Source organism: Streptomyces kanasensis, assembly GCF_043077165.1.
Classification (GTDB): domain Bacteria; phylum Actinomycetota; class Actinomycetes; order Streptomycetales; family Streptomycetaceae; genus Streptomyces; species Streptomyces changanensis.
Genome location: NZ_JBIBSF010000004.1, coordinates 400185 through 421969 on the forward strand (window position 1 = coordinate 400185; position 21785 = coordinate 421969).

At 73.2% G+C, this 21785-nt stretch carries 21 protein-coding genes; 13 read left to right on the top strand and 8 right to left on the bottom strand.

Annotated elements, in window-relative coordinates; all coding sequences use genetic code 11:
* Positions 1-7 precede the first annotated feature (7 nt).
* Positions 8-964 (top strand): methylmalonyl Co-A mutase-associated GTPase MeaB, encoded by a 957-nt coding sequence (gene meaB / locus ACF053_RS13440; protein ID WP_391953989.1) that lies wholly within the window; start codon positions 8-10, stop codon positions 962-964.
* 149 nt (positions 965-1113) lie between these two features.
* Here the strand turns inward: meaB and ACF053_RS13445 are convergent, their stop codons facing one another.
* From ACF053_RS13445 to ACF053_RS13460, 4 genes are all read right to left on the bottom strand, one after another.
* Positions 1114-1590, bottom strand: coding sequence for a MarR family winged helix-turn-helix transcriptional regulator (locus ACF053_RS13445; protein WP_391953990.1), 477 nt, complete (start codon positions 1588-1590; stop codon positions 1114-1116).
* A 129-nt stretch (positions 1591-1719) separates the two neighbouring features.
* The gene (locus ACF053_RS13450) at positions 1720-2514 is read right to left on the bottom strand and encodes an AIM24 family protein (RefSeq protein WP_391953991.1); all 795 of its coding nucleotides are present in this window, start codon (positions 2512-2514) and stop codon (positions 1720-1722) included.
* Positions 2511-3161, bottom strand: a complete 651-nt coding sequence (locus tag ACF053_RS13455) for an AIM24 family protein (protein WP_391953992.1) — start codon at positions 3159-3161, stop codon at positions 2511-2513. Before ACF053_RS13455 ends, ACF053_RS13450 begins: the two co-directional genes overlap by 4 nt.
* Positions 3161-3799: an AIM24 family protein gene (locus ACF053_RS13460; protein ID WP_391953993.1), complete on the bottom strand. Its 639-nt coding sequence runs from the start codon at positions 3797-3799 to the stop codon at positions 3161-3163. Before ACF053_RS13460 ends, ACF053_RS13455 begins: the two co-directional genes overlap by 1 nt.
* Before the next feature lie 151 nt (positions 3800-3950).
* Here ACF053_RS13460 and ACF053_RS13465 point away from each other — a divergent pair, with 151 nt between their 5' ends.
* The 4 genes from ACF053_RS13465 to ACF053_RS13480 all read left to right on the top strand — a co-directional run bounded on the left by ACF053_RS13465 (position 3951) and on the right by ACF053_RS13480 (position 8691).
* Positions 3951-4295, top strand: coding sequence for a DUF3817 domain-containing protein (locus ACF053_RS13465; RefSeq protein WP_391953994.1), 345 nt, complete (start codon positions 3951-3953; stop codon positions 4293-4295).
* Complete coding sequence (locus ACF053_RS13470; RefSeq protein WP_058944557.1) at positions 4292-4582, top strand: MTH1187 family thiamine-binding protein; 291 nt, start codon at positions 4292-4294, stop codon at positions 4580-4582. The genes ACF053_RS13465 and ACF053_RS13470 overlap by 4 nt, the downstream gene beginning before the upstream one ends.
* Before the next feature lie 314 nt (positions 4583-4896).
* Positions 4897-6720, top strand: a complete 1824-nt coding sequence (locus ACF053_RS13475; RefSeq protein ID WP_391953995.1) for a glycosyltransferase family 2 protein — start codon at positions 4897-4899, stop codon at positions 6718-6720.
* Positions 6721-6723: 3 nt separating this feature from the next.
* A complete protein-coding gene (locus ACF053_RS13480) occupies positions 6724-8691 on the top strand; it encodes a galactose oxidase-like domain-containing protein (protein WP_391953996.1) in 1968 nt (655 codons plus the stop codon).
* A gap of 219 nt (positions 8692-8910) precedes the next feature.
* On the opposite strand, the gene ACF053_RS13485 is transcribed toward ACF053_RS13480, so the two are convergent.
* Complete coding sequence (locus tag ACF053_RS13485; protein ID WP_391953997.1) at positions 8911-10002, bottom strand: glycoside hydrolase family 6 protein; 1092 nt, start codon at positions 10000-10002, stop codon at positions 8911-8913.
* 154 nt (positions 10003-10156) lie between these two features.
* Between ACF053_RS13485 and ACF053_RS13490 the strand changes: the two genes are divergently transcribed.
* The 4 genes from ACF053_RS13490 (at position 10157) to ACF053_RS13505 (ending at position 13592) form a co-directional block, all read left to right on the top strand.
* The gene (locus ACF053_RS13490) at positions 10157-10666 is read left to right on the top strand and encodes a MarR family winged helix-turn-helix transcriptional regulator (RefSeq protein ID WP_391953998.1); all 510 of its coding nucleotides are present in this window, start codon (positions 10157-10159) and stop codon (positions 10664-10666) included.
* 156 nt (positions 10667-10822) lie between these two features.
* On the top strand, positions 10823-11155 hold the full coding sequence (locus tag ACF053_RS13495; protein WP_391953999.1) for a DUF3817 domain-containing protein: 333 nt from the start codon (positions 10823-10825) through the stop codon (positions 11153-11155).
* Positions 11156-11239: 84 nt separating this feature from the next.
* The gene (locus ACF053_RS13500; protein WP_391954000.1) at positions 11240-12940 is read left to right on the top strand and encodes an acyl-CoA mutase large subunit family protein; all 1701 of its coding nucleotides are present in this window, start codon (positions 11240-11242) and stop codon (positions 12938-12940) included.
* A 157-nt stretch (positions 12941-13097) separates the two neighbouring features.
* The gene (locus tag ACF053_RS13505; protein ID WP_391954001.1) at positions 13098-13592 is read left to right on the top strand and encodes a GNAT family N-acetyltransferase; all 495 of its coding nucleotides are present in this window, start codon (positions 13098-13100) and stop codon (positions 13590-13592) included.
* 81 nt (positions 13593-13673) lie between these two features.
* Here ACF053_RS13505 and ACF053_RS13510 read toward each other — a convergent pair whose 3' ends face one another.
* A complete protein-coding gene (locus ACF053_RS13510; protein WP_391954002.1) occupies positions 13674-14339 on the bottom strand; it encodes a TetR/AcrR family transcriptional regulator in 666 nt (221 codons plus the stop codon).
* Positions 14340-14557: 218 nt separating this feature from the next.
* Between ACF053_RS13510 and ACF053_RS13515 the strand changes: the two genes are divergently transcribed.
* From ACF053_RS13515 to ACF053_RS13530, 4 genes are all read left to right on the top strand, one after another.
* Positions 14558-15529: a tetratricopeptide repeat protein gene (locus ACF053_RS13515; protein ID WP_391954003.1), complete on the top strand. Its 972-nt coding sequence runs from the start codon at positions 14558-14560 to the stop codon at positions 15527-15529.
* 597 nt (positions 15530-16126) lie between these two features.
* Complete coding sequence (locus tag ACF053_RS13520) at positions 16127-16792, top strand: DUF6230 family protein (RefSeq protein WP_391954004.1); 666 nt, start codon at positions 16127-16129, stop codon at positions 16790-16792.
* A 92-nt stretch (positions 16793-16884) separates the two neighbouring features.
* Complete coding sequence (locus tag ACF053_RS13525; protein ID WP_058943650.1) at positions 16885-17406, top strand: DUF6114 domain-containing protein; 522 nt, start codon at positions 16885-16887, stop codon at positions 17404-17406.
* Entirely contained in the window at positions 17396-18775 is a 1380-nt protein-coding gene (locus tag ACF053_RS13530) for a hypothetical protein (protein ID WP_391954005.1), read from the top strand. The genes ACF053_RS13525 and ACF053_RS13530 overlap by 11 nt, the downstream gene beginning before the upstream one ends.
* 238 nt (positions 18776-19013) lie before the next feature.
* Here ACF053_RS13530 and pyk read toward each other — a convergent pair whose 3' ends face one another.
* Entirely contained in the window at positions 19014-20444 is a 1431-nt protein-coding gene (pyk, locus tag ACF053_RS13535) for a pyruvate kinase (RefSeq protein WP_391954006.1), read from the bottom strand.
* Positions 20445-20556: 112 nt separating this feature from the next.
* Positions 20557-21765 carry an acetate kinase gene (locus ACF053_RS13540; RefSeq protein WP_391954007.1) on the bottom strand — a complete coding sequence of 403 codons (1209 nt, stop codon included), beginning with the start codon at positions 21763-21765 and terminating at the stop codon, positions 20557-20559.
* Between the last annotated feature and the right edge of the window lie 20 nt (positions 21766-21785).

Genomic DNA, 21785 nt, shown 5'->3' on the forward strand with positions numbered 1-21785 from the left:
GTACGAGATGGTGGACGTCCCCGCACTGGTCGCCCAGGCACGGGAGGGCAGGCCGCGGGCCGTGGCCCGGTTGATCTCGCTCGTGGAGGGGGCGTCCCCGCAGCTCCGTGAGGTGATGGCGGCCCTCGCCCCGCTGACGGGCGGCGCGTACGTGGTCGGTCTGACGGGTTCGCCCGGGGTCGGCAAGTCCACGTCGACGTCGGCGCTGGTCTCCGCGTACCGCAGGGCGGGCAAGCGGGTCGGCGTCCTCGCCGTGGACCCGTCGTCGCCGTTCTCCGGCGGCGCGCTGCTGGGCGACCGCGTCCGGATGTCCGAGCACGCCTCGGACCCGGGCGTCTACATCCGCTCCATGGCCACCCGCGGGCACCTGGGCGGTCTGGCGTGGTCGGCCCCGCAGGCGATCCGCGTCCTGGACGCGGCCGGCTGCGACGTGGTGCTCGTCGAGACGGTCGGCGTGGGCCAGTCCGAGGTGGAGATCGCCTCGCAGGCGGACACGTCGGTGGTGCTGCTGGCGCCCGGCATGGGCGACGGCATCCAGGCGGCGAAGGCCGGCATCCTGGAGATCGGCGACGTGTACGTGGTGAACAAGGCCGACCGGGACGGCGCGGACGCCACGGCGCGCGAGCTCAACCACATGCTCGGCCTCGGGGAGGCGCGGGCGCCGGGCGACTGGCGGCCGCCGATCGTGAAGACGGTCGCCGCGCGCGGCGAGGGCGTCGACGAGGTCGTGGAGGCGCTGGAGAAGCACCGCGCCTGGATGGAGGAGCACGGCGTCCTGGCGGAGCGCCGCAGGGCCCGCGCCTCGCACGAGGTGGAGACCATCGCGGTCACCGCGCTGCGCGAGCGCATCGGCGACCTGCGGGGCGACCGGCGCCTGGGCGCGCTGGCGGAGCGGATCGTGTCGGGCGAGCTCGACCCGTACGCGGCCGCCGACGAGCTCGTGGCGGGCCTGACGGGCCGCTGAGCGGGCGTACGCGAAGGGCCCCGCCCCCGATCGGGGGGCGGGGCCCTTCGCGTGTCACGGTCCCGTGGAGGGTCGGTCGGCGTGGCCCCCACCGGGAGGAGAGGCGCCCCGCGGGGCAGCGCGGGGTCGTGCGCGGGTGCGCGGGGCCGCTAGGGCTTGCCGCGCAGGCCGCGGAGGTGTTCCGCGATCGGCCGCAGCGAGGCGTGGAGGTCGGTCAGCGCCTCGGGGGCCAGCCGGTCGATGAAGTGCCTGCGCACCGACTCGACGTGGTGCGGCGCCACCTTGTGCATGGTCTCCATGCCCTGGTCGGTGAGGACCGCGTACAGTCCGCGCCGGTCCGACTCGCAGTTCTCGCGTCGGACCAGGCCGGCGTTCTCCATCCGGGTGATCTGGTGGGAGAGCCGGCTCTTGGACTGGAGGGTCGCCGCGGCGAGGTCGCTCATGCGCATGCGCCGCTCGGGCGACTCCGAGAGGTTCACCAGGATCTCGTAGTCGTTGTAGGTCAGGCCGAACGGCTGGAGGTCCTTCTCCAGCTGGTAGGTGAGTAGTCGGTTGACGTCGAGATAGGTGCGCCAGGCGCACTGCTCGCCATCGCTCAGCCACGGGGTGGCCGTCTCGGTCTCCATATGTGGATTCTACCTAAAATGTTGAATATTGGACGAAGTAGTGACGCCGCTTCGCTCCCCGTCCCCCGTCCTCGTCCGACCACGCACGTGCGCAGGCGTTCGAGCGCGTCACACTCCGCAGACTACCGCTCACAGCCCGAAGCGACGCTGGAGGTCCCCCAGCTGGCCGGGAAGGCGCGGTGACGCACCGTGCGACCCCTGGCCGGAACCCTGTCCGGTGTGCGGCGCCCCGCCCCCCGGGACGCCCGGCTCGTGCGGGACGGTTCCGGTGCCCTGCTCCGGCAGCAGCGTCTCCGTCGACTGGAGCAGCACCGTGCCCGCGCCGACGAACTCGAACTGGTGCTCCTCGCCGGACGCCCCACCGAGCCCGGTGAGCGCCCGCACCCCGCCGAGGACGCCCCGCAGGTAGCCGTGGTCGTAGTGGTGGCAGGGCGAGGGGCAGTCCGCCCACCCGACGAGCGCCTGCGGGTCGACGCGGATCGGCGGCTCCATGAAGACCACCTCGCCGTTGGACGCGGCGACGAACTTGCCCGTGCCGATCAGCGTGAGGAAGCCCGGCACGATCGACTGCTTCAGCGACAGCGACGGCTCGAAGGCCAGGAGGTTGCCGGCCCGGATCGTGAGGTTGCCGTCCTCCAGGTCGAAGGAGTTCACGTCGAAGGCCCGGTCCGCCAGGAGCATCCGGCCGCTGCCCTCGGCCACGACCCAGTCGCCGGCGTGCATCGGCGAGTGGAAGCTCGTGCGCACCAGCCGCTCCAGGGCGCCGTGCCCGACGCCGTTGAAGGCGATGTCGCCGTAGTAGGCGATCATCTTGCCCTTCTGCAGGAACCACCGGGAGCCCTTGAGCTCCACGCAGAAGGTGTACGGGTTGACGTTGTCGTCACTCGGGAGGTTCGACGGGTCGAACACCGCGGACGGGCTCACAGCTTCTCCTCCGACGCCTGGACGTAGACCGCGCCACTGCCGCTCAGCTCCAGCTGGAACGCCTCGCCCGAGCCGCGCCCCACCATGTCGCGCCACCCGAGCGCCGTGGAGAGCTTGTTCCGCACGTCGCCGTGGTGGGCCACGTACGCCTGGGGGTCCACGTGGACCGACCGCCCGGGGGTGATCGGCAGCTCGATCACCCCGCCGTGCGCCATGACCGCGACGGCGCCGTGACCCTTGAGGGTCGTGGTGAACAGGCCCTGCCCCGTCACCTGGCCGCGCACCATGCCCATGACGCCCCCCTGGGAGCCCATGAACATCGTGCCCTGCTCCAGGGTCCCGTCGAAGGCAAGCAGCCGGTCCGCCTCGACGTACAGGGTGTCCCCGGTCAACCGGATCACCTGCACGTGGTGGCCGCCGTGCCCGAACATGACCTTGCCGTCGCCCTCCACCGTCATCAGCGGCGCGGCCTCCCCGGCGACGCGCCGGCCGATCATCGCCATGACGCCGCCCTGGCCACCGGCGGTGTTCGGCGTGAAAGTGACCTCCCCGCGGTACGCCAGCATCGCGCCCCGCTGGCTGAACAGCCGCTGCCCCGGGGCGACGGTGGCCTCGACCATCTTGGAGTTGATCTCCCGGAACGGCATCAGACGTCGCCCCCCACGGTGTTGCGCTCGCTCGGCTGCACGTACACGATCCCATCGCCCTCGAACCGGATCTGGAACGCCTCGCCACCGCCCTCGCCCACGAGGGTGCGGAAGGTGACGCCGGACTGGAAGGTCTGCCGAAGGTCGCCCTGGTGCGCCACGTACGCGCCCGGGTCCACCGCGAGCGGGTGCTGCGGCGTCACGCGCAGCACGACGGCCGGGCCGTCGGAGGTGATCGCGACCTGGCCCGAGCCCTCGACGGTCGTCGTGAACAGGCCGTTGCCGCTCGCGCCGCCGCGCAGCCCCGTGAAGGTCGTACCGGTCCGCAGCCCGGCGTCGGCGCACAGCAGGTTGCTCGCCTCGACCCACAGCCGGTCGCCCTGGAGCCCCAGCACGGTCACGTCCGAGGCCCGGTCGGCGAAGTAGCAGGTGCCCTGCCCCCTCACCTCCATGACCTCCATCTGCTCCCCGGTCAGCCGCCGGGTGACCATGCCGCGGAGGCCCTCGCCGCCGCCGCTCATCTTCTTGAAGGCCATCTGGCCCTCGTACGCCACCATCGCGCCGTTCTTCGCCTTGACGGCGTCGCCGGCCAGGTCGACGGCGAGCGCTTTGCTGCCCTGGAGTCGGAAGGTTGCCACGCACAGACCGTAACGGGCGCGGGCGGGCCGGGGACAGCGCCCCGGGCGGGTCGCCGCCCCTGATGGAGTCCCGGGGGGCGCACCTGACAGAATGGGCGCACGCTTGTGCATCCATTCACAAGATCGATCCCCGCGCAGAAGGTGCTCGTCCGTGGACATCAAGACCGCATCCGCCCTCCACCGCCTCCGGCTCGTCTCCGGCCCCGAGGCCACCTCCTTCCTCGTGCTGCTCGTCTGCTCGGTCCTCAAGCGCACGACGGAGTTCAACGCCGTCCCGTTCATGGGCGCCGTCCACGGCTTCCTCTTCCTGCTGTACGTGGTCTTCTGGCTGGACGCGTGGAAGAACGCGAAGTGGGACGTGAAGACGGGCGTGCTGTTCTTCGTGCTCTCCGTCGTCCCCTTCGGCGGCTTCTACGGCGACCGGAAGCTCAAGCGCGCCGCCGACGACGCGGTGATCGCCTCCCGCGCCCGCACCGAGGGCACGGTGGGCGCGTGATCGTCGCCTTCTCCGTCACCCCGCTCGGGGTCGGCGAGGACGTCGGGGAGTACGTCGCCGACGCCGTCCGCGTCGTCCGCGAGTCCGGCCTGCCGAACCGCACGGACGCCATGTTCACCTCCGTCGAGGGCGAGTGGGACGAGGTCATGGACGTCGTCCGGCGCGCGGTCGCGGCCGTCGAGGCGCGCGCCCCGCGCGTCTCCCTGGTCCTCAAGGCCGACATCCGGCCGGGGGTGACGGACGGCCTCACCTCGAAGGTCGCCACCGTGGAGCGCCACCTGGCCTGAGCGCCGCGCGCGGTGCACGCGCCGTGCGGGACGGCCGCACCCGTGCCCGCGGCCGCACCGTGCGAGGCGTCGTGCGCGCCGCGTCGAGGCGCGCCGCCCCGCCCGAGCGCCCGTGAGCCCGGCCGGCGGTCCGCCGGCCGGGCTCCGTCGTGCCCAGGCGGGGCGGCGCGCCCGACGGGCTGACATGGCGTCAGGGGCAGGGGGCAAACCCGTACGCGGTCGATACGCCCACTCGGCTGCCCTCCGTTCGACATGTGCCGGTCCGTCGATTTCCGTGGGGACAAGCGATCCCGCTCGACAGGCTGGAGGCACCCGTGCTGCGGTCGGAGAGCATCGGCGACAGCGACAGCAGGAGCCCGCGCCCCGGCGGGGACCGGGCCGGCGCCGCGGGCGGTCCCGGCGGCTACGACTACGACGCCCACAGCCGCCTCGCCGGGCCCCTGACGGAGCCGGGCCCGTCGGCGTACACCGTCCGGTACCGCTCCCTGCTGGCCCGGCAGCCGCACCGAATACGCGCCGTCCTCCTCATGACGCTCGCCCCCGTGCTCTCCGCCGTCCTCCTCGCCTACCTGGTCCGGCCCGGCCACTGGACCCGCCGGGAGGGCGGCGACCGGTGGCTCGTGGCGTTCGACGCGGTCATGCTCGTCTCGATCGCGTTGATCTGCCTGTTCACGCTGGTCAACGTGGTGTCGATCGCGCACGCCACGCTCGTCGCGCGCGACCCGGTGCCCGTGCGCCCCGTGGAGGGCACCCGCGTCGCCTTCCTCACCACGTACGTGCCCGGCAAGGAACCGCTCGCCATGGTCCGCGCCACCCTGGAGGGCGCCGTGCGGGTACGCCACGCGGGCGTGGTGGACGTGTGGCTGCTCGACGAGGGCGACGACGACCGGGCACGGGCCCTGTGCGGGGAGCTCGGCGTCCGCCACTTCACCCGCAAGGGCGTACCCGAGTGGAACCGGCCGGCCGGCGTGCACAGGACGCGCACCAAGCACGGCAACTACAACGCGTGGATCGCCATGCACGGCCACGACTACGAGTTCCTCGCGTCCGTCGACACCGACCACGTCCCGCTGCCCGGTTTCCTGGAGCGGATGCTCGGCTACTTCCGCGACCCCGACGTCGCCTTCGTCGTCGGCCCGCAGGTCTACGGCAACTACGACGCCTTCGTCACCAAGGCCGCCGAGTCCCAGCAGTTCCTCTTCCACGCCCTGATCCAGCGCGCCGGCAACCGCTACCGCGCCCCGATGTTCGTCGGGACCAACAACGTCGTCCGGCTGAGCGCCGTCTTCCAGGTCGGCGGGCTCCAGGACTCCGTCACCGAGGACATGGCGACCGGCTTCGAGATCCACCGCCGCAGGAACCCCCGGACCGGCCGGCACTGGCGGTCCGTCTACACGCCCGACGTCCTCGCCGTGGGCGAGGGCCCGGTCTCCTGGACGGACTTCTTCACCCAGCAGATCCGCTGGTCGCGGGGGACGTACGAGACGCTCGTCAAGCAGTACTGGAAGGCGTCCTTCCGGCTCCCGCCCGGACGGCTCCTGAACTACACCCTCCTGCTCGCCTACTACCCGATGACCGCCGTCAACTGGTTCCTCGGCGTCCTCAGCTGCACCCTCTACCTCTGGCTCGGCGCCTCCGGCACGCAGGTCTCGTCCGCCGTGTGGCTGATGCTCTACAGCGACGCCGCGGCCCTCCAGATCGGCCTGTACCTGTGGAACCGGCGCCACAACGTCTCCCCGCACGAACCGGAGGGCTCCGGCGGCCTCGCCGGCATGGTGATGTCGGCGCTCTGCGCGCCCGTCTACCTCCTGTCGCTGACCGCCGCGGTCCGGCGCACCGACGGCCGGTTCGTCGTCACGCCCAAGGGCGGCGCGGCCAGCCCCGACCGGCTGGGCACCTTCCGGATCCACCTGGGCTGGGCGGCCGTGCTGGCCGCCGGCCTCGCCGTCTCCGCGCACCTCGACCACACGCACGCGGCCATGCGCACCTGGGCCGTCCTGGCCCTCGCCGTCTGCCTCGCCCCCGTCGCCGTCTGGGGGTGGACCACCGCCCGGGAGCGCCGCCGCGTCACCGGGCGGACGGCCGCGCGCGGGGACGAGTCCGGGGCCGCCCTCGCCGCCACCTCAGGAGGGAGCTGACCCATGGCCCACCGGCCGTCCGGGAAGTTCAGGAAGACGCTGCTCGGCGGCGGCGCCCTCGTCGTCCTCGCCGGCCTCAACGCGCCGGCGGCCCTCACCTTCGCCGAGGAGAAGTACCACGCCTACAAGATCGCCCAGCCCGGCTACAAGGCGCGGTACGGCTCTTGGGCGCCGGTGGAGGTCCCCGGTGAGTACCGCGTCAACGCCATCCACGCGGCGCTCCTGCGCACCGGCAAGGTCCTGCTGATCGCCGGCTCGGGCAACAACCAGAAGAACTTCGACGCCGGGTCGTTCAGGACCGTCCTGTGGGACCCCGCCGCAGGCACCTTCGAGGACGTCGACACCCCGGAGGACTTCTTCTGCGCCGGCCACAGCCAGCTCCCGGACGGCCGCCTGCTGGTGGCCGGCGGCACGGCCCGCTACGAGGTCCTGGACGGCGAGGTGAAGCGGGCGGGCGGCGCCATGCGCGTCAGGAACGAGAGCCCCGACAAGGCGGTCACCCTCCCCGAGGGGACCGTCTTCCGCTCGCCCTCCGGCGTCGAGTACGTCTCCCGCTTCGACGTCACCGTGCCCCGGGCGAAGCGCGAGTTCGCCGTCTCCTACGACCGCGGCGGCCGGATGAAGCCCTGGGAGACCAAGGTCACCGCCGCGGAGGCCCGGGTCTTCGTCGAGGCCAGGAAGGAGGGTCCGGAGGGGCTGACGACGCAGGCGGCGCAGTACCGGGTCGTCGGGCTGACCGGCCGGGACGCCCGGAACGTCTACGGCCTCGCGCAGAAGCTCACCACCGGGAAGCAGGACTTCCAGGGCATCAGGTCGGCGTACGAGTTCGACCCGGTCGCCGAGCGGTACGTGCCCGTCGCGCCCATGAAGGACGCCCGCTGGTACCCCACGCTCGTCACCCTCCAGGACGGCCGCGTCCTCGCCGTGTCCGGGCTCAACGACGTGGGCGACGTCGTCCCCGGCGACAACGAGGTCTACGACCCGAGGACCAGGAAGTGGACGAAGGGCCCCACCCGCTACTTCCCGACCTATCCGGCCCTCTTCCTCACGAAGGGCGGCAAGCTCTTCTACACCGGCTCCAACGCCGGCTACGGCCCCGCCGACGAGGGGCGCGTCCCCGGCCTGTGGGACCTGCGCAGGAACGTCTTCCAGGAGATCCGCGGCATCGACGACCCGGACCAGCTGGAGACCTCCGCCTCCCTGCTGCTGCCGCCGGTCCAGGACCAGAAGCTGATGGTCCTCGGCGGGGGCGGGGTCGGCGAGTCCCCGCTGTCCACCCCGCGCACGGCGATCATCGACCTCAAGGAGGAGAGCCCCGTCTTCCGCGCCGGCCCCTCCCTCCCGCAGGGCACCCGCTACCTGAGCAGCGTCCTGCTGCCGGACGACACGGTCTTCACCACCGGCGGTTCGTCCGACTACCGCGGGCGCGGGGCCAGCGACGTCCTCAAGGCGCAGTTCTACGACCCCGCGGCGGGCACCTTCCGCCAGGCCGCCGATCCCACCGTCGGCCGCAACTACCACTCCGAGGCGCTGCTGCTGCCGGACGGGCGCGTCGCCACCTTCGGCTCCGACCCGCTCTTCGGGAACAAGGACGGCACCAAGCTCGGCACCTTCGAGCAGCGCGTCGAGGTCTACACCCCGCCCTACCTCCAGGGCGACGCCGCGCGCCGGCGCCCGGCGCTCGGCGCGGGGCCGCGGGAGCTGGACCGCGACGGCCGGGCCACCTTCCGCACCCGGGACGCCGCCCGCATCACCAAGGCCCGGCTGCTGCGCCCCAGCGCCGTCACCCACACCACGGACGTCGAGCAGCGGTCCGTCGAGCTGGGCCTGACGCGCACCGCGGACTCGGTCACCGTCGAGGCGCCCCTCGACCCGAGCCTGGTGCCGCCCGGCTGGTACATGCTGTTCGCCCTGGACGCCGAAGGCCGCCCGTCGGTGGCCCGCTGGATCCAGGTCCCCGCCCGGGGCTGACCGGTGGCGGACCGACCGACGGCCCCGGCCCGCCTCCCGGGGCCGACCTACGGGCCCCGCGCCGGCCTCCCGGGGCCGGGCCGCTTCCCGGGATGCCGGCCGGCTTCCCGGGCGGGGTCAGGCCGGGCCGGCGGCGGGCCGAGCCGGTCGTGGAGGCCCGCCTCCCGGGGCCGGGCCGGGCGCGGGGTCCGCCGCGCCGGGGGTCCGCCCGGGCGCGGGTCAGCCGGCGGCGCCCGGCCCGCCGCGGGCGGGCGGGTCGGCGGCGCGGCGGGCCAGGCCGAGGGCGTACTCCGGCCACCAGGTGCCCGCCGCGGGGCCGCCCCGGCAGGTGCCGTCGGACTCGCCGGGCCGCTTGATCCACAGGTACGCGTCCACCAGCCGGTGGCCGGTGCGGACGGTGGGCGGTCTGCCCAGGGCCCGGCCGGGCGGGTTGCACCAGGACTCCTCGCCGCCCTCCGCGCCGGGGAGCGGGCCGAGGCCGTTGCGGCTGCTGTCGACGGTGAAGTGGAGACCGCCGAGGAGGCCGGACAGCCGCGTCCCGTAGGCCACCACGGCCTCGTCGGTCCGGAAGTTCGAGACGTTCAGCGCGAAGCCGTCCGCCCGCTCGACACCGGCCCGCCGCAGCGGTTCGACGAGCTTGCCCGGGTCCTTGATCCACGCGGGGTTGCCGGCGTCCAGGTACACCTTCGTGCGCGGTTGCCGCTTCAGCCGGTCCACCGCCTCCGACAGCAGCCGGTACCGCTCCTCGGCGGAACCGCCCGCGCAGCCGTCCACCAGGTGCGGCACGGCGTCCGGCTCCAGCACGACGACGGCGGGCGCGTCGCCGACGGCCCCGGCGAAGGCGTCGATCCACGCCCGGTAGGCGTCCGCGTCCGGCGCTCCGCCGGCGGAGTACCGGCCGCAGTCGCGCTGCGGGATGTCGTACGCGACGAGGACGACCGTGCGCCCGTCGCGGGCGGCGCCGCGCACCGCCCCGGTGATGTCCGGCACGGGGTCGTCGCCGGCCGGCCAGACGGCGGCCGGGCGGTCGGCGATGCGCCGCATGAGGCGCGCGTCCCCGGTCCGGCCCGCCGCCTCGTACACCGCGGCCTGGCGGGCGGCGTCGCTCCGCGGGTCGACCCAGAAGGGGGAGTCGGCGTGGGGCGCCGCGGCCTCGCCCCGCCCGGCGGAGGCGACGGACGGCCGCTCCCCGGCCCTGTCGCCGGCCCCCGCGCCGCCGGGCGAGCAGCCGGCGACGGGGAGCGCGGCGGCCAGTGCGGCGGTGAGCGTCAGGCGGAGCGGCGCGCGGGACGACGAACGGTGACCGGACATCACGATCCCTTCGCTGGCTGCGGGCAGTTCGGGCAATCGTGGCATAACGGACAGAGGGTGGCGCGGTGCGACACCGTGGCCCCGGGTGCGCCGGGGTCGACCGAAGCGTGAGACCGGGCTGACCGCCATGTGGCCACTCGGTAAGGTCGACCGCGTGCCGAAGCCGCTCAGTCTCCCCTTCGACCCCATCGCCCGCGCCGACGAACTCTGGCGGCAGCGCTGGGGCCCGGTGCCCTCGATGGGTGCGATCACCTCGATCATGCGCGCCCACCAGATCCTGCTGGCCGAGGTCGACGCCGTGGTCAAGCCGTACGGGCTGACCTTCGCGCGGTACGAGGCGCTGGTGCTGCTCACCTTCTCCAAGGCGGGCGAGCTGCCCATGTCGAAGATCGGCGAGCGGCTCATGGTCCACCCCACCTCCGTGACCAACACCGTCGACCGGCTGGTCCGCTCCGGTCTCGTCGGCAAGCGCCCCAATCCGAACGACGGCCGCGGCACCCTCGCCGCCATCACGGAGAAGGGCCGCGAGGTGGTCGAGGCCGCCACGGCCGACCTGATGGCCATGGACTTCGGCCTGCGCGCGTACGACGCGGAGGAGTGCGCCGAGATCTTCGCGATGCTGCGGCCCCTGCGGGTGGCGGCGGGCGACTTCGACGAGGGCTGAGCGGGGTCCCGGCGGCGCCGCCGGGCGGCGGGCGGCCGGGGCGGCCGTCGGGGCGGCCGTCGGGGGCGGCGACCGGGGCGGGGCCCTGCCGGCGGGGGTGGCGGAGGCGAGGGGGCGCGCGAAGATCGCCCGGATCGGGTGGTTACGCTCGATGCCATGAAATCCAGCGTGCTGACCCGTTACCGGGTGATGGCCTACGTCACGGCCGTCATGCTCCTCGTGCTCTGTACGTGCATGGTCGCCAAGTACGGCTTCGGCGTGGGTGAGGACGTCACCTTCGTGGTCTCGCAGACCCATGGCGTGCTGTACATCATCTACCTCGTCTTCGCCTTCGACCTGGGCTCCAAGGCCCGCTGGCCGTTCGGCAAGCTGCTGTGGATCCTGCTGAGCGGCACGATCCCCACCGCGGCCTTCTTCGTCGAGCGCAAGGTCGCGCGCGAGGTCCGGCCGCTGGTCGTCGACGCCTCGCCGGTCACGGCCAAGGCGTAACCGCACCCTCCCGACCGCCGGGCGCGGGGCGCGCCCGGCGGTCGGCCATCGACATTTACTAGGACGTCCTAGTAAATTCGAGGTATGGACGCTGACGCCATCGAGGAAGGCCGCCGACGCTGGCAGGCCCGCTACGACGCCGCCCGCAAGCGCGACGCCGACTTCACCACGCTCTCCGGCGACCCCGTGGAGCCCGCGTACGGGCCCCGGCCCGGCGACACCTACGACGGCTTCGAGCGGATCGGCTGGCCCGGTGAGTACCCCTTCACCCGCGGCCTGTACGCGACCGGCTACCGGGGCCGCACCTGGACCATCCGCCAGTTCGCCGGCTTCGGCAACGCCGAGCAGACCAACGAGCGGTACAAGATGATCCTCGCGGCGGGCGGCGGCGGCCTCTCCGTCGCCTTCGACATGCCGACGCTCATGGGCCGCGACTCCGACGACCCCCGCTCCCTCGGCGAGGTCGGCCACTGCGGCGTCGCCATCGACACCGCGGCCGACATGGAGGTCCTCTTCCAGGGCATCCCGCTCGGGGACGTCACCACGTCGATGACGATCAGCGGCCCCGCCGTGCCCGTCTTCTGCATGTACCTCGTCGCCGCCGAACGACAGGGCGTCGACCCGTCCGTCCTCAACGGCACGCTCCAGACGGACATCTTCAAGGAGTACATCGCCCAGAAGGAGTGGCTCTTCCAGCCGGAGCCCCACCTGCGGCTCATCGGCGACCTGATGGAGCACTGCGCGGCGCACATCCCCGCGTACAAGCCCCTGTCGGTCTCCGGCTACCACATCCGCGAGGCCGGCTCGACGGCCGCGCAGGAGCTCGCGTACACCCTCGCCGACGGCTTCGGCTACGTGGAGCTCGGCCTCTCGCGCGGCCTGGACGTCGACGTCTTCGGCCCCGGTCTGTCCTTCTTCTTCGACGCGCACCTCGACTTCTTCGAGGAGATCGCCAAGTTCCGCGCGGCCCGCCGCATCTGGGCGCGCTGGATGAAGGAGGTCTACGGCGCCAAGACGGACAAGGCGCAGTGGATGCGCTTCCACACGCAGACCGCGGGTGTCTCCCTCACCGCCCAGCAGCCCTACAACAACGTCGTGCGCACGGCGGTCGAGGCCCTCGCCGCGGTACTCGGCGGCACCAACTCCCTGCACACCAACGCCCTCGACGAGACGCTCGCCCTCCCGTCCGAGCAGGCCGCCGAGATCGCCCTGCGCACCCAGCAGGTCCTCATGGAGGAGACCGGCGTCGCCAACGTCGCCGACCCGCTGGGCGGCTCCTGGTACGTCGAGCAGCTCACGGACCGCATCGAGGCGGACGCCGAGAAGATCTTCGACCAGATCAAGGAGCGCGGCCTGCGGGCGCACCCCGACGGCCGGCACCCCATCGGGCCCATCACCTCCGGCATCCTGCGCGGCATCGAGGACGGCTGGTTCACCGGCGAGATCGCCGAGGCCGCCTTCCGCTACCAGCAGTCCCTGGAGAAGGGCGACAAGAAGGTCGTCGGCGTCAACTGCCACACCGGCTCCGTCACCGGCGACCTGGAGATCCTGCGCGTCAGCCACGAGGTGGAGCGCGAGCAGGTCCGCGTCCTCGCCGACCGCAAGGCCCGGCGCGACGACGCCCGCGTGCGCTCCGCGCTCGACGCGATGCTCGCCGCCGCCCGGGACGGCTCCAACATGATCGGGCCCATGCTCGACGCGGTACGCGCCGAGGCGACCCTCGGCGAGATCTGCGACGTCCTGCGCGACGAGTGGGGGACGTACACCGAACCGGCGGGCTTCTGACCGCCCCGCGCCCCCGCCGCCCCGGGCCGCTCGGTCCCGGCGGGGGCGCGGCTCCGGCGGGGCGCTCGGTCCCGGCTGGGCGCTGGATCCGGCGGGGCGACGCGGCTCGGGCGGAAACCGTTCGCCCCCGGCGGAGCCCGGCGGGCATGCTGGGCCCATGCACGTCGAGATCCGTGAGGCCACCGCCCGCGACTGGGCCGCCATCTGGCCCTTCTTCCGGCAGATCGTCGCCGCCGGCGAGACCTTCACCTACCCGGTGGACCTCACCGAGGACGAGGCGGGCGGCTGGTGGCTCCTGGAGCCGCCGCACCGCACGGTCGTCGCGGTCGACCCGGCCGGCACGGTCGTGGGGACGGCGAAGATGAACCGCAACCAGGCCGGCAACGGCGCGCACGTCGCCAGCGCCAGCTACATGGTCGACCCGGCCCACGGCGGGCGCGGCATCGGACGGGCCCTCGTCCGGTACAGCCTCGACTGGGCCCGGGCCGCGGGGTACCGGGGCATGCAGTTCAACGCCGTCGTGGAGACCAACGAGCACGCGGTACGGCTCTACGAGGACCTGGGGTTCCGGGTCGTCGGCACCGTCCCGGGGGCCTTCCGCCACCCGGTGCGCGGCTACACCGGCCTGCACGTGATGTACCGGGAGCTGTGACCCGCGGGCCGCCACCCGGGGGCCGCCACCCGCGGGCGGCGGCCCCCGGGCGGTGATGCCGCCGGGACGCCCCGCGGCTGCTCAGTCGGGGGCGACGGCGGCGAGCCCGCCGAGGAGCAGCGCCGTGAACCGCCGGGCCCACTCCCGGTCGACGGGCTCCCCGCTCACCAGCGCCCGGTGGACCACCGCGCCCGCGATGACGTCGAAGATCAGGTCGTCCGTGCCGTCCGCCGCGCCGCCGACCTCCTCGCCCCCGGCGGGCGGGGGCAGCTCCCCCCGGGCCTGTGCGCGGGCCCGGCCCTGGAGGACGAGGCGCTTCTGCCGTTCGACGATCGAGGTGCGGATCCGCTCGCGCAGCGGCTCGTCGCGGGTCGACTCGGCGACGACGGCCATCAGCGCCGTCTTCGCCTCCGGCCGCTCCAGCAGCGCGGCGAACTGGCGCACCACGCCCTCGACGTCCGCCGCGAGACTGCCCCGGTCGGGGAGTTCCAGCTCGTCGAAGAGGACGGCGACGGCGTCCACGACGAGCTCGTTCTTGCCCGCCCAGCGCCGGTACAGGGTGGTCTTGGCGACGCCCGCGCGGGTGGCGACGTCGCTCATCGACAGCTTGGACCAGCCCAGCTCGACCAGGGCCGCGCGGGTCGCCTCCAGGATCGCGGTGTCCGCGGCGGCGCTGCGCGGACGCCCGGGGCGGCCGGGGCCGGCGGGGGGAGTGGCGGCGGGGCGGCTGCACATGACGGCGACCATACCGGCGGGTAGCTCGGCTGCCCCCGGTGCCGCGCGTGTGAGCCACTTCACTCCGCCCGCCCGGCCCGCGCCCCCCGCGGCCCAGTTACGCTACGACGCGTAGCGAAAGGCTGGGACCAGCCCGCAGCGACGACCACGGCACCCGGTGGGGACCCGGTGCCACCACGGCTCGAGCCATGACGTACCGGTTACGCGCGCGGAAGGGGGAGGATGTACCCATGCAGCCTAGGAACATGTCCATGAGCGGCGTCGTCGACCTCGCCGCGGTGAAGGCGGCCACAGAGGCCAAGGCGAAGGCGGAGCAGTCCCGCGCGCAGGCGGCCCGGGAGGGCGGCTCCGGCGCCGTGCCCCCGTCCGCCCTGGTGATCGACGTCGACGAGGCCGGCTTCGAGCGCGACGTCATCCAGCGGTCGGCCGAGGTGCCGGTCGTCATCGACTTCTGGGCCGAGTGGTGCGAGCCCTGCAAGCAGCTCGGGCCGCTGCTGGAGCGCCTGACCGTCGAGTACGGCGGCCGCGTCCTCCTGGCGAAGGTCGACGTCGACGCCAACCAGATGCTCATGCAGCAGTTCGGGATCCAGGGGATCCCGGCGGTCTTCGCGGTCGTCGCCGGTCAGGCGCTGCCGCTCTTCCAGGGGGCGGCGCCCGAGGCCCAGATCCGTCAGACCCTCGACCAGCTGGTCCAGGTCGCCGAGCAGCGCTTCGGCCTCACCGGTCTGGTCGTCGACGCGGAGGGCGAGGGCCCCGGGGCCGGCGCCGCCGCCGTGCCGGCCGGGCCGTACGACGCCCTGCTGGAGGCGGCGGTCCGCGCGCTGGACGCGAACGACATCCCGGGCGCCGTCCAGGCGTACAAGAACGTCCTGGTCGACGACCCCGGCAACACCGAGGCCAAGCTGGGCCTCGCCCAGGCCGAACTCCTCGGCCGCGTGCAGGGCGCGGACCCGCAGCAGGTCCGCAAGAACGCCGCCGACGACCCCGCCGACGTGCCGGCGCAGCTCGCCGCCGCCGACCTGGACCTGGTGGGCGGACACGTCGAGGACGCCTTCGGGCGGCTCGTCGACACCGTGCGGCGCACGGCCGGCGACGACCGCGACGCGGCGCGGGTGCGGCTGCTGGAGCTGTTCGAGGTCATCGGGTCCGACGACCCGCGCGTGATCAAGGCCCGCGGCGACCTGGCGCGCGTGCTGTTCTGAGCCGCGCACCGGCCTGACGGTCCGTCGGACCGGCGGAGAACGAAGGACGGCGGCCGCGCTTTGCCAAATCTTGGCAATCGCGGCCGCTGTTACTTCCAGTAAGTCGACGCCGCCCTTATGTCCGGCCATCGCCTCCGAAATCACCTTTCGTCGAACCGGCGGGTAGCACCGTGAGTGCCTGGGCGACGGCACGCCGTCGCACCCGGTTTATCGAGTCGTTACTAGCGGGTAACGAACCCCCTTGTGCCCCGGGCCCGAATGGACCACGATCGGCCACGCTCGGTCCAACCCCGTACCAGCCCGGCCATCAGCCGCGCCGCGCGTGGTTGGGTCCCCACCGAGTGGGCCGGGGCACCTGCTGCGCCGGCCGTGGACAGGGGGGTTCCCGCCGACCGGCGGGGCCTGTCCGAACGGGCCGCGCGGACGCCTGCGCCGAGCGGCACGGTGGTTGTCGCTCGGGGGTGATCGCCGGTGATCCGGACGCTGTTCGCGCCCGAACCGCGGGCGTTCCCCTTCCCGAGGACGTAGCACTTCTCCCATCCCAGGACGGACCTTCCGGGTCCGGCCCGGAGATGTACGTCCGAGAAGGAGGAATCTATGCAGTCCCAGATGCGCGGTGGGACCAGATGGAAGCGGTTCGCCGTCGTCATGGTCCCCGGTGTGGCCGCGACGGCCGCGATAGGCGTCGGGCTCGCCCAGGGCGCGCTCGCCGCGTCGTTCGCCGTCTCCGGCCAGGAGTTCAAGGTCACGGCGGAGTACCTCGACGGCCGCGGGTTCGCCCAGTACGGCGGCGTCGACATGGGGTACGCGAACGTCAAGGAAGGTGACCAGGTCGTCCCGCGGCCGGTCGCGATCTCGACGTTCAAGAACGCCAGGATCACCAACATGTGCCAGTCGGTGGTCACGCCGGACGTCCCGGTCTTCGGCAAGATCACGCTGAAGCTGAAGGCCGGCGAGGACCCGAAGAACCCGGTCGTCGCGGAGAACCTGTACCTCGACGTCACGGATCTGAAGGCCGACGCCGAGTTCGACAACATCGACATCGGCATGGCGGCCAAGGACACCGGCGAGGGCAAGTTCGCCAAGGGTCCGGTCGTCAAGGACCACAACATCAACCAGAACGGCTTCGCCCAGCAGGCGACCCGTGCCCAGCTGCGCAACGTCGAGCAGAGGGCGTGGGCGACCACGGCCGCGTCGTTCAAGCTGAGCGGTCTCAGCATGAAGCTGCTCAAGGGCGACGGCCCGGGCGTCGAGTGCTACTGACCGGTGAACCGTGAGGGCGGGTGGGGCGCTCGCAGCGTCCCCACCCGCCCGACTCCCACCTCGACAAGCAACACCAGTACCAGGGAGCTTCCATGAGCGCCGAGTCGCCGGAGCAGAACGAGCACTACGTCCGCGTCCTCAGGAGGCGGTTCCGTGACTGGCGGGGCAGCCGGCCGTTCTGGGCGGGCCTCTTCACCCTGCTGGGTGGAATCCCCATCGCCTACTTTCCGTACGCGAGTCTCCAACTCGGGCAGATGACCCTCTCGATGGCGACGACCACGGGCGCCGGAGCACTGATCATCGGAGGGCTGCTGGTCACCCTCGGCCTGACCATGTGGTACCAGCAGGCCGTCCGCATCTTCGCCGGCGTCGCCGCCATCCTCCTCGCCCTGGTCTCCATCCCGGTGGCGAACCTGGGCGGTTTCGTCATCGGTTTCCTCATGGCCCTCGTCGGTGGAGCGCTCTCCATCGCCTGGGCGCCCGGCAGGCCGGAGGACGAGCCGGAGCACGACCTGCGGCCCCGCGCGGACGACCCGCTGGAGCCGTTCCACGCACGCACGTACGACACCGAGACGACTGTCGACGCCAACGGCGGGAGGAACAGTGCGGGGTGACGAAAGGCAGCCGGCGGTGGCCGACGGCGAGGCCGCACGCACCAGGAGGGGGCCGCGCCACGCGGCCCCGCGCAAGTCGCTGCTGACGAAGTTGCAGGCCCCGGCGGGCAAGGCGCTGGCCCTGGCCGCGATGCCCACGGCCGTCCTGGTCGGCATCAGCCTGACGCCGAGGCCGGCGCTCGCCGACGAGAAGGACATCCCCTTCGCCCCCGGTCCGTGCGTCACGCAGTCGGACGAGCCGGCCGAGTCGCAGGAGCCGAAGCCGAGCGCGTCCACGACGGCCTCCCCCTCCCCGTCCCCGTCGCCCTCCGCGACCGCCTCTCCGGACGGCGGCGGTACGGGTACGGGCCCGAAGCCGCCCGTACCGACGAGGACCCCGTCCGCGGACGCGGCGACGAAGCCGGCGGAGCCGACGCCCGGGAAGGAGCCGCAGGCCGGTACCACGGCCCCGGCCGCCACCCCGTCCCCGGCCGCCACGCCCGCGCCCACGCCGTCCGCGTCCCGTCACCCGCTGGACCCGCTGGGGGTCGGTGGGGCCGTCAAGGACCTGCTCGGCGGACTGGCCGGCGAGCAGGAGGTCCCGGCGCCCACGCCCTCCGCGCCCACGGCCGCACCGGCGCCCCTCCCCTCGGCCACGGCCACGGCGAAACCGCCGGTGCTCGACGGGCCGGACCGGCCGGAGCGCCCCGACACGGACGGCGACACCGCCCCGGGGACGAAGCCGGGGACCGGGACCGTCGACGGGACCGGGACCGGGGACGCGACCAAGGACGCGATCAAGGACGCCGCCGACGAGGTCGGCGCCGAGGTCGAGGAGCTGCCCGAGGACGTCAAGGGACGCGAGCCGAAGAAGGACGAGGACGTCCCCGACGGCGCCAAGCCCCCGTTCCCCTGCCCCACCCCGGACCCGCGGGCCCTCGCCGACGCGGAGCCCGAGCCCGGCGTGCCGCACGTGGCGGACCACCCGTGGCGGCTGGAGAGCACGCGGCTCACGCTGCGCGGGCTGAAGTACCACGGCATCGTCGAGGTCCGCACGGGCAGCGGCACGCTGAAGAAGGCCCTGAAGTTCACCGCGTCCGAGGTGGACATCAAGGACCTGCACCAGCTCACCGTGCACGGCGAGGGCCGCACCGGGCACGTCACGTCCCGTCCGGGCTCCACCTCGACGATCACCGGCGGCACGGTGACCATGTACACCGAGAAGCTGAAGGGCAACCTCTTCGGCCTCATACCGATCACCTTCAGCCCGGAGACCCCGCCCCCGCTGGACGTCCCCTACGCCTTCTTCACCGACGTCGAGGTCGTCCAGGCGGCCCAGTTCGGCGGCACCCTCAAGGTGCCCGGCCTGAAGAACTTCATCGAGGGCTGACACCGCCCCGGCACGACGGCGGGGGGCCCCCCCCCCGGGGGGGGCCCCCCCGCCGGCCCCCCGCGGGGGGGGGGGCCCCCGGGGGGGGGGCCCGGGCCCCCCGGGGGGGGGCCCCCCCCCCCGGGCGGGGGGGCCCCCCCGGGGCCCCCGGGCCCCCCCCCCCCCCCCCGGCCGGCCCCCCCCCCCCCCGGGGGCCCCCCCCCCCGGCCCCCCCGCCGGGTGGACCGGCGTCCGCGGGTCAGTCGGTCTCCGGACCGCCCAGGTGGTGGACGCGGACCATGTTCGTGGTGCCGGGGACGCCGGGGGGCGAGCCGGCGGTGATGACCATGGCGTCGCCGGGGTTGTACCGCTGGAGCTTCAGCAGCTCCGCGTCGACCAGGTCGACCATCGCGTCGGTGTTGTCGACGTGCGGGACGACGAAGGACTCGACGCCCCAGCTCAGGGTGAGCTGGTTGCGGGTGGCGGCGTCCGTGGTGAAGGCCAGGATGGGCTGCGTCGCGCGGTAGCGGGACAGCCGGCGGGCGGTGTCACCGGACTGGGTGAAGGCGATCAGGGCCTTGCCGTGCAGGAAGTCGGCGATCTCGGCGGCCGCGCGGGCCACCGAACCACCCTGCGTACGGGGCTTCTTGCCGGGCACCAGCGGCTGGAGGCCCTTGGAGAGCAGCTCCTCCTCCGCCGCCACGACGATCTTCGACATCGTCCGGACCGTCTCGATGGGGTAGGCGCCCACGGACGACTCGGCCGACAGCATCACGGCGTCGGCGCCGTCCAGGATCGCGTTCGCGACGTCGGACGCCTCGGCGCGGGTCGGGCGCGAGTTGGTGATCATCGACTCCATCATCTGGGTCGCCACGATCACCGGCTTGGCGTTGCGGCGGCACAGCTCGATGAGCCGCTTCTGCACCAGCGGGACCTTTTCGAGGGGGTACTCGACGGCCAGGTCGCCGCGCGCCACCATCACGCCGTCGAACGCCATGACCACGTCCTGCATGTTGGCGACGGCCTGCGGCTTCTCGACCTTGGCGATGACCGGGACGCGGCGGCCCACCTCGTCCATCACCCGGTGGACGTCCTTGACGTCGGCGGCGTTGCGCACGAAGGAGAGCGCGACCATGTCGCAGCCCATGCGCAGCGCGAACCGCAGGTCCTCGACGTCCTTCTCGGAGAGCGCCGGGACGTTCACCGCCGCGCCCGGCAGGTTGATGCCCTTGTGGTCGGAGACGACACCGCCCTCGATGACGATGGTCCGGACGCGGGCGCCGTCCACCTCCAGGACCTTCAGCTCGACGTTGCCGTCGTTGATCAGGATCTGGTCGCCCTTGGCGACGTCGCCGGGCAGTCCCTTGTACGTGGTGCCGCAGATGGACTTGTCGCCGGGGACGTCCTCGGTGGTGATGGTGAACTCGTCACCCCGCACCAGCTCGACCGGGCCCTCGGCGAAGGTCTCCAGCCGGATCTTCGGGCCCTGGAGGTCGGCCAGCACGCCGACGGCGCGGCCCGTGTCCTCGACCGCTTCGCGGAGGCGGTGGTACCGCTCCTCGTGCTCAGCGTGGGTTCCGTGGCTCATGTTGAAACGGGCCACGTTCATGCCGGCCTCGATGAGCGCTTTCAGCTGCTCGTAGGAGTCGACGGCGGGGCCCAGTGTGCAGACGATTTTGGAACGGCGCATAAGGCGGATCCTATCGGTTTGTTTCTGTGCGGAATATTCCGTCTGGCGGAATGTACAAATGGGCGGGTGACCGCTCAGCCGAGTTCTGCGAAGTGCGTGGAGTTTCCCGTTTTCAGTTGCTTACCAGCGAGTACGTCTCTCGTGCGATCTCCAGTTCCTCGTCCGTCGGGACGACCGCCACGGCCACCCGTGCGCCCTCCGGCGAGATCAGCCGCGGCTCGCCGGACCGTACGGCGTTGCGCTCGGGGTCCACCGCGAGGCCCAGCTGCTCCAGGCCCGCCATCGCAGCTTCCCGCACCGGCGCCGCGTTCTCGCCGACACCGGCCGTGAACGCCACCGCGTCCACCCGGCCGAGCACCGCGCAGTACGCCCCGATGTACTTCTTCAGCCGGTGGACGTAAATGTCGAAGGCGAGCTCCGCCCGTTCGTCGCCCTCGTCGATCCGGCGGCGGATCTCCCGCATGTCGTTGTCGCCGCACAGGCCGACCAGGCCACTCTTCTTGTTCAGCAGCGTGTCGACCTCGTCCACCGACATCCCCGCCACCCGCCGGAGGTGGAAGGTCACGGCCGGGTCGACGTCACCGGAACGCGTCCCCATCACCAGGCCCTCCAGCGGCGTCAGGCCCATGGACGTGTCCACGCACCGCCCGCCCGCCACCGCCGATGCGGACGCGCCGTTGCCGAGGTGCAGCACGATCACATTGACCTCGGACGGGTCCTTGCCCAGCAGCCGGGCCGTCTCCCGCGAGACGTACGCGTGCGAGGTGCCGTGGAAGCCGTAGCGCCGGATGCGGTGGGCGTCGGCGGTCTCCACGTCGATCGCGTACCGGGCCGCGTACTCCGGCATCGTCGTGTGGAACGCCGTGTCGAAGACCGCCACCTGCGGCAGGTCGGGCCGCAGCGCCATCGCCGTGCGGATGCCGGTGATGTTCGCCGGGTTGTGCAGCGGGGCGACGGGGACCAGCCGCTCGACCTCCGCCAGCACCTCGTCCGTGACGACGGTCGGCGCGGAGAACCGCAGCCCGCCGTGGACGACCCGGTGGCCGACGGCCGCCAGGTCGGGGGAGTCCAGGCCCAGGCCGTCGGCGGCCAGCTCCTCGGCGACCGCCCCCAGCGCGGCCGCGTGGTCGGCCATCGGCGCGGTCCGCTCGCGCCGCTCCCCGCCCCGCGCGAGCGGCGTGTGCACCAGCCGCGAACCGGACTCGCCGATCCGCTCCACGAGGCCGGCCGCGAGACGGGAGCCGTCACGCATGTCGAGGAGCTGGTACTTCACCGAGGAGGAGCCGGAGTTGAGGACGAGGACGCGGGTCGGGCTGGTCACGGTGGCGGTGCTTTCTGTCG

Coding starts and splice junctions, on each gene's coding strand:
- meaB (WP_391953989.1), top strand. CDS start 8: ATGGTGGACGTCCCCGCACTGGTCGCCCAGGCACGGGAGGGCAGGCCG.
- ACF053_RS13445 (WP_391953990.1), bottom strand. CDS start 1,590: ATGGAGACCGAGACGGCCACCCCGTGGCTGAGCGATGGCGAGCAGTGC.
- ACF053_RS13455 (WP_391953992.1), bottom strand. CDS start 3,161: ATGCCGTTCCGGGAGATCAACTCCAAGATGGTCGAGGCCACCGTCGCC.
- ACF053_RS13480 (WP_391953996.1), top strand. CDS start 6,724: ATGGCCCACCGGCCGTCCGGGAAGTTCAGGAAGACGCTGCTCGGCGGC.
- ACF053_RS13485 (WP_391953997.1), bottom strand. CDS start 10,002: ATGTCCGGTCACCGTTCGTCGTCCCGCGCGCCGCTCCGCCTGACGCTC.
- ACF053_RS13495 (WP_391953999.1), top strand. CDS start 10,823: ATGAAATCCAGCGTGCTGACCCGTTACCGGGTGATGGCCTACGTCACG.
- ACF053_RS13500 (WP_391954000.1), top strand. CDS start 11,240: ATGGACGCTGACGCCATCGAGGAAGGCCGCCGACGCTGGCAGGCCCGC.
- ACF053_RS13505 (WP_391954001.1), top strand. CDS start 13,098: ATGCACGTCGAGATCCGTGAGGCCACCGCCCGCGACTGGGCCGCCATC.
- ACF053_RS13510 (WP_391954002.1), bottom strand. CDS start 14,339: ATGGTCGCCGTCATGTGCAGCCGCCCCGCCGCCACTCCCCCCGCCGGC.
- ACF053_RS13515 (WP_391954003.1), top strand. CDS start 14,558: ATGCAGCCTAGGAACATGTCCATGAGCGGCGTCGTCGACCTCGCCGCG.
- ACF053_RS13520 (WP_391954004.1), top strand. CDS start 16,127: ATGCAGTCCCAGATGCGCGGTGGGACCAGATGGAAGCGGTTCGCCGTC.
- ACF053_RS13525 (WP_058943650.1), top strand. CDS start 16,885: ATGAGCGCCGAGTCGCCGGAGCAGAACGAGCACTACGTCCGCGTCCTC.
- pyk (WP_391954006.1), bottom strand. CDS start 20,444: ATGCGCCGTTCCAAAATCGTCTGCACACTGGGCCCCGCCGTCGACTCC.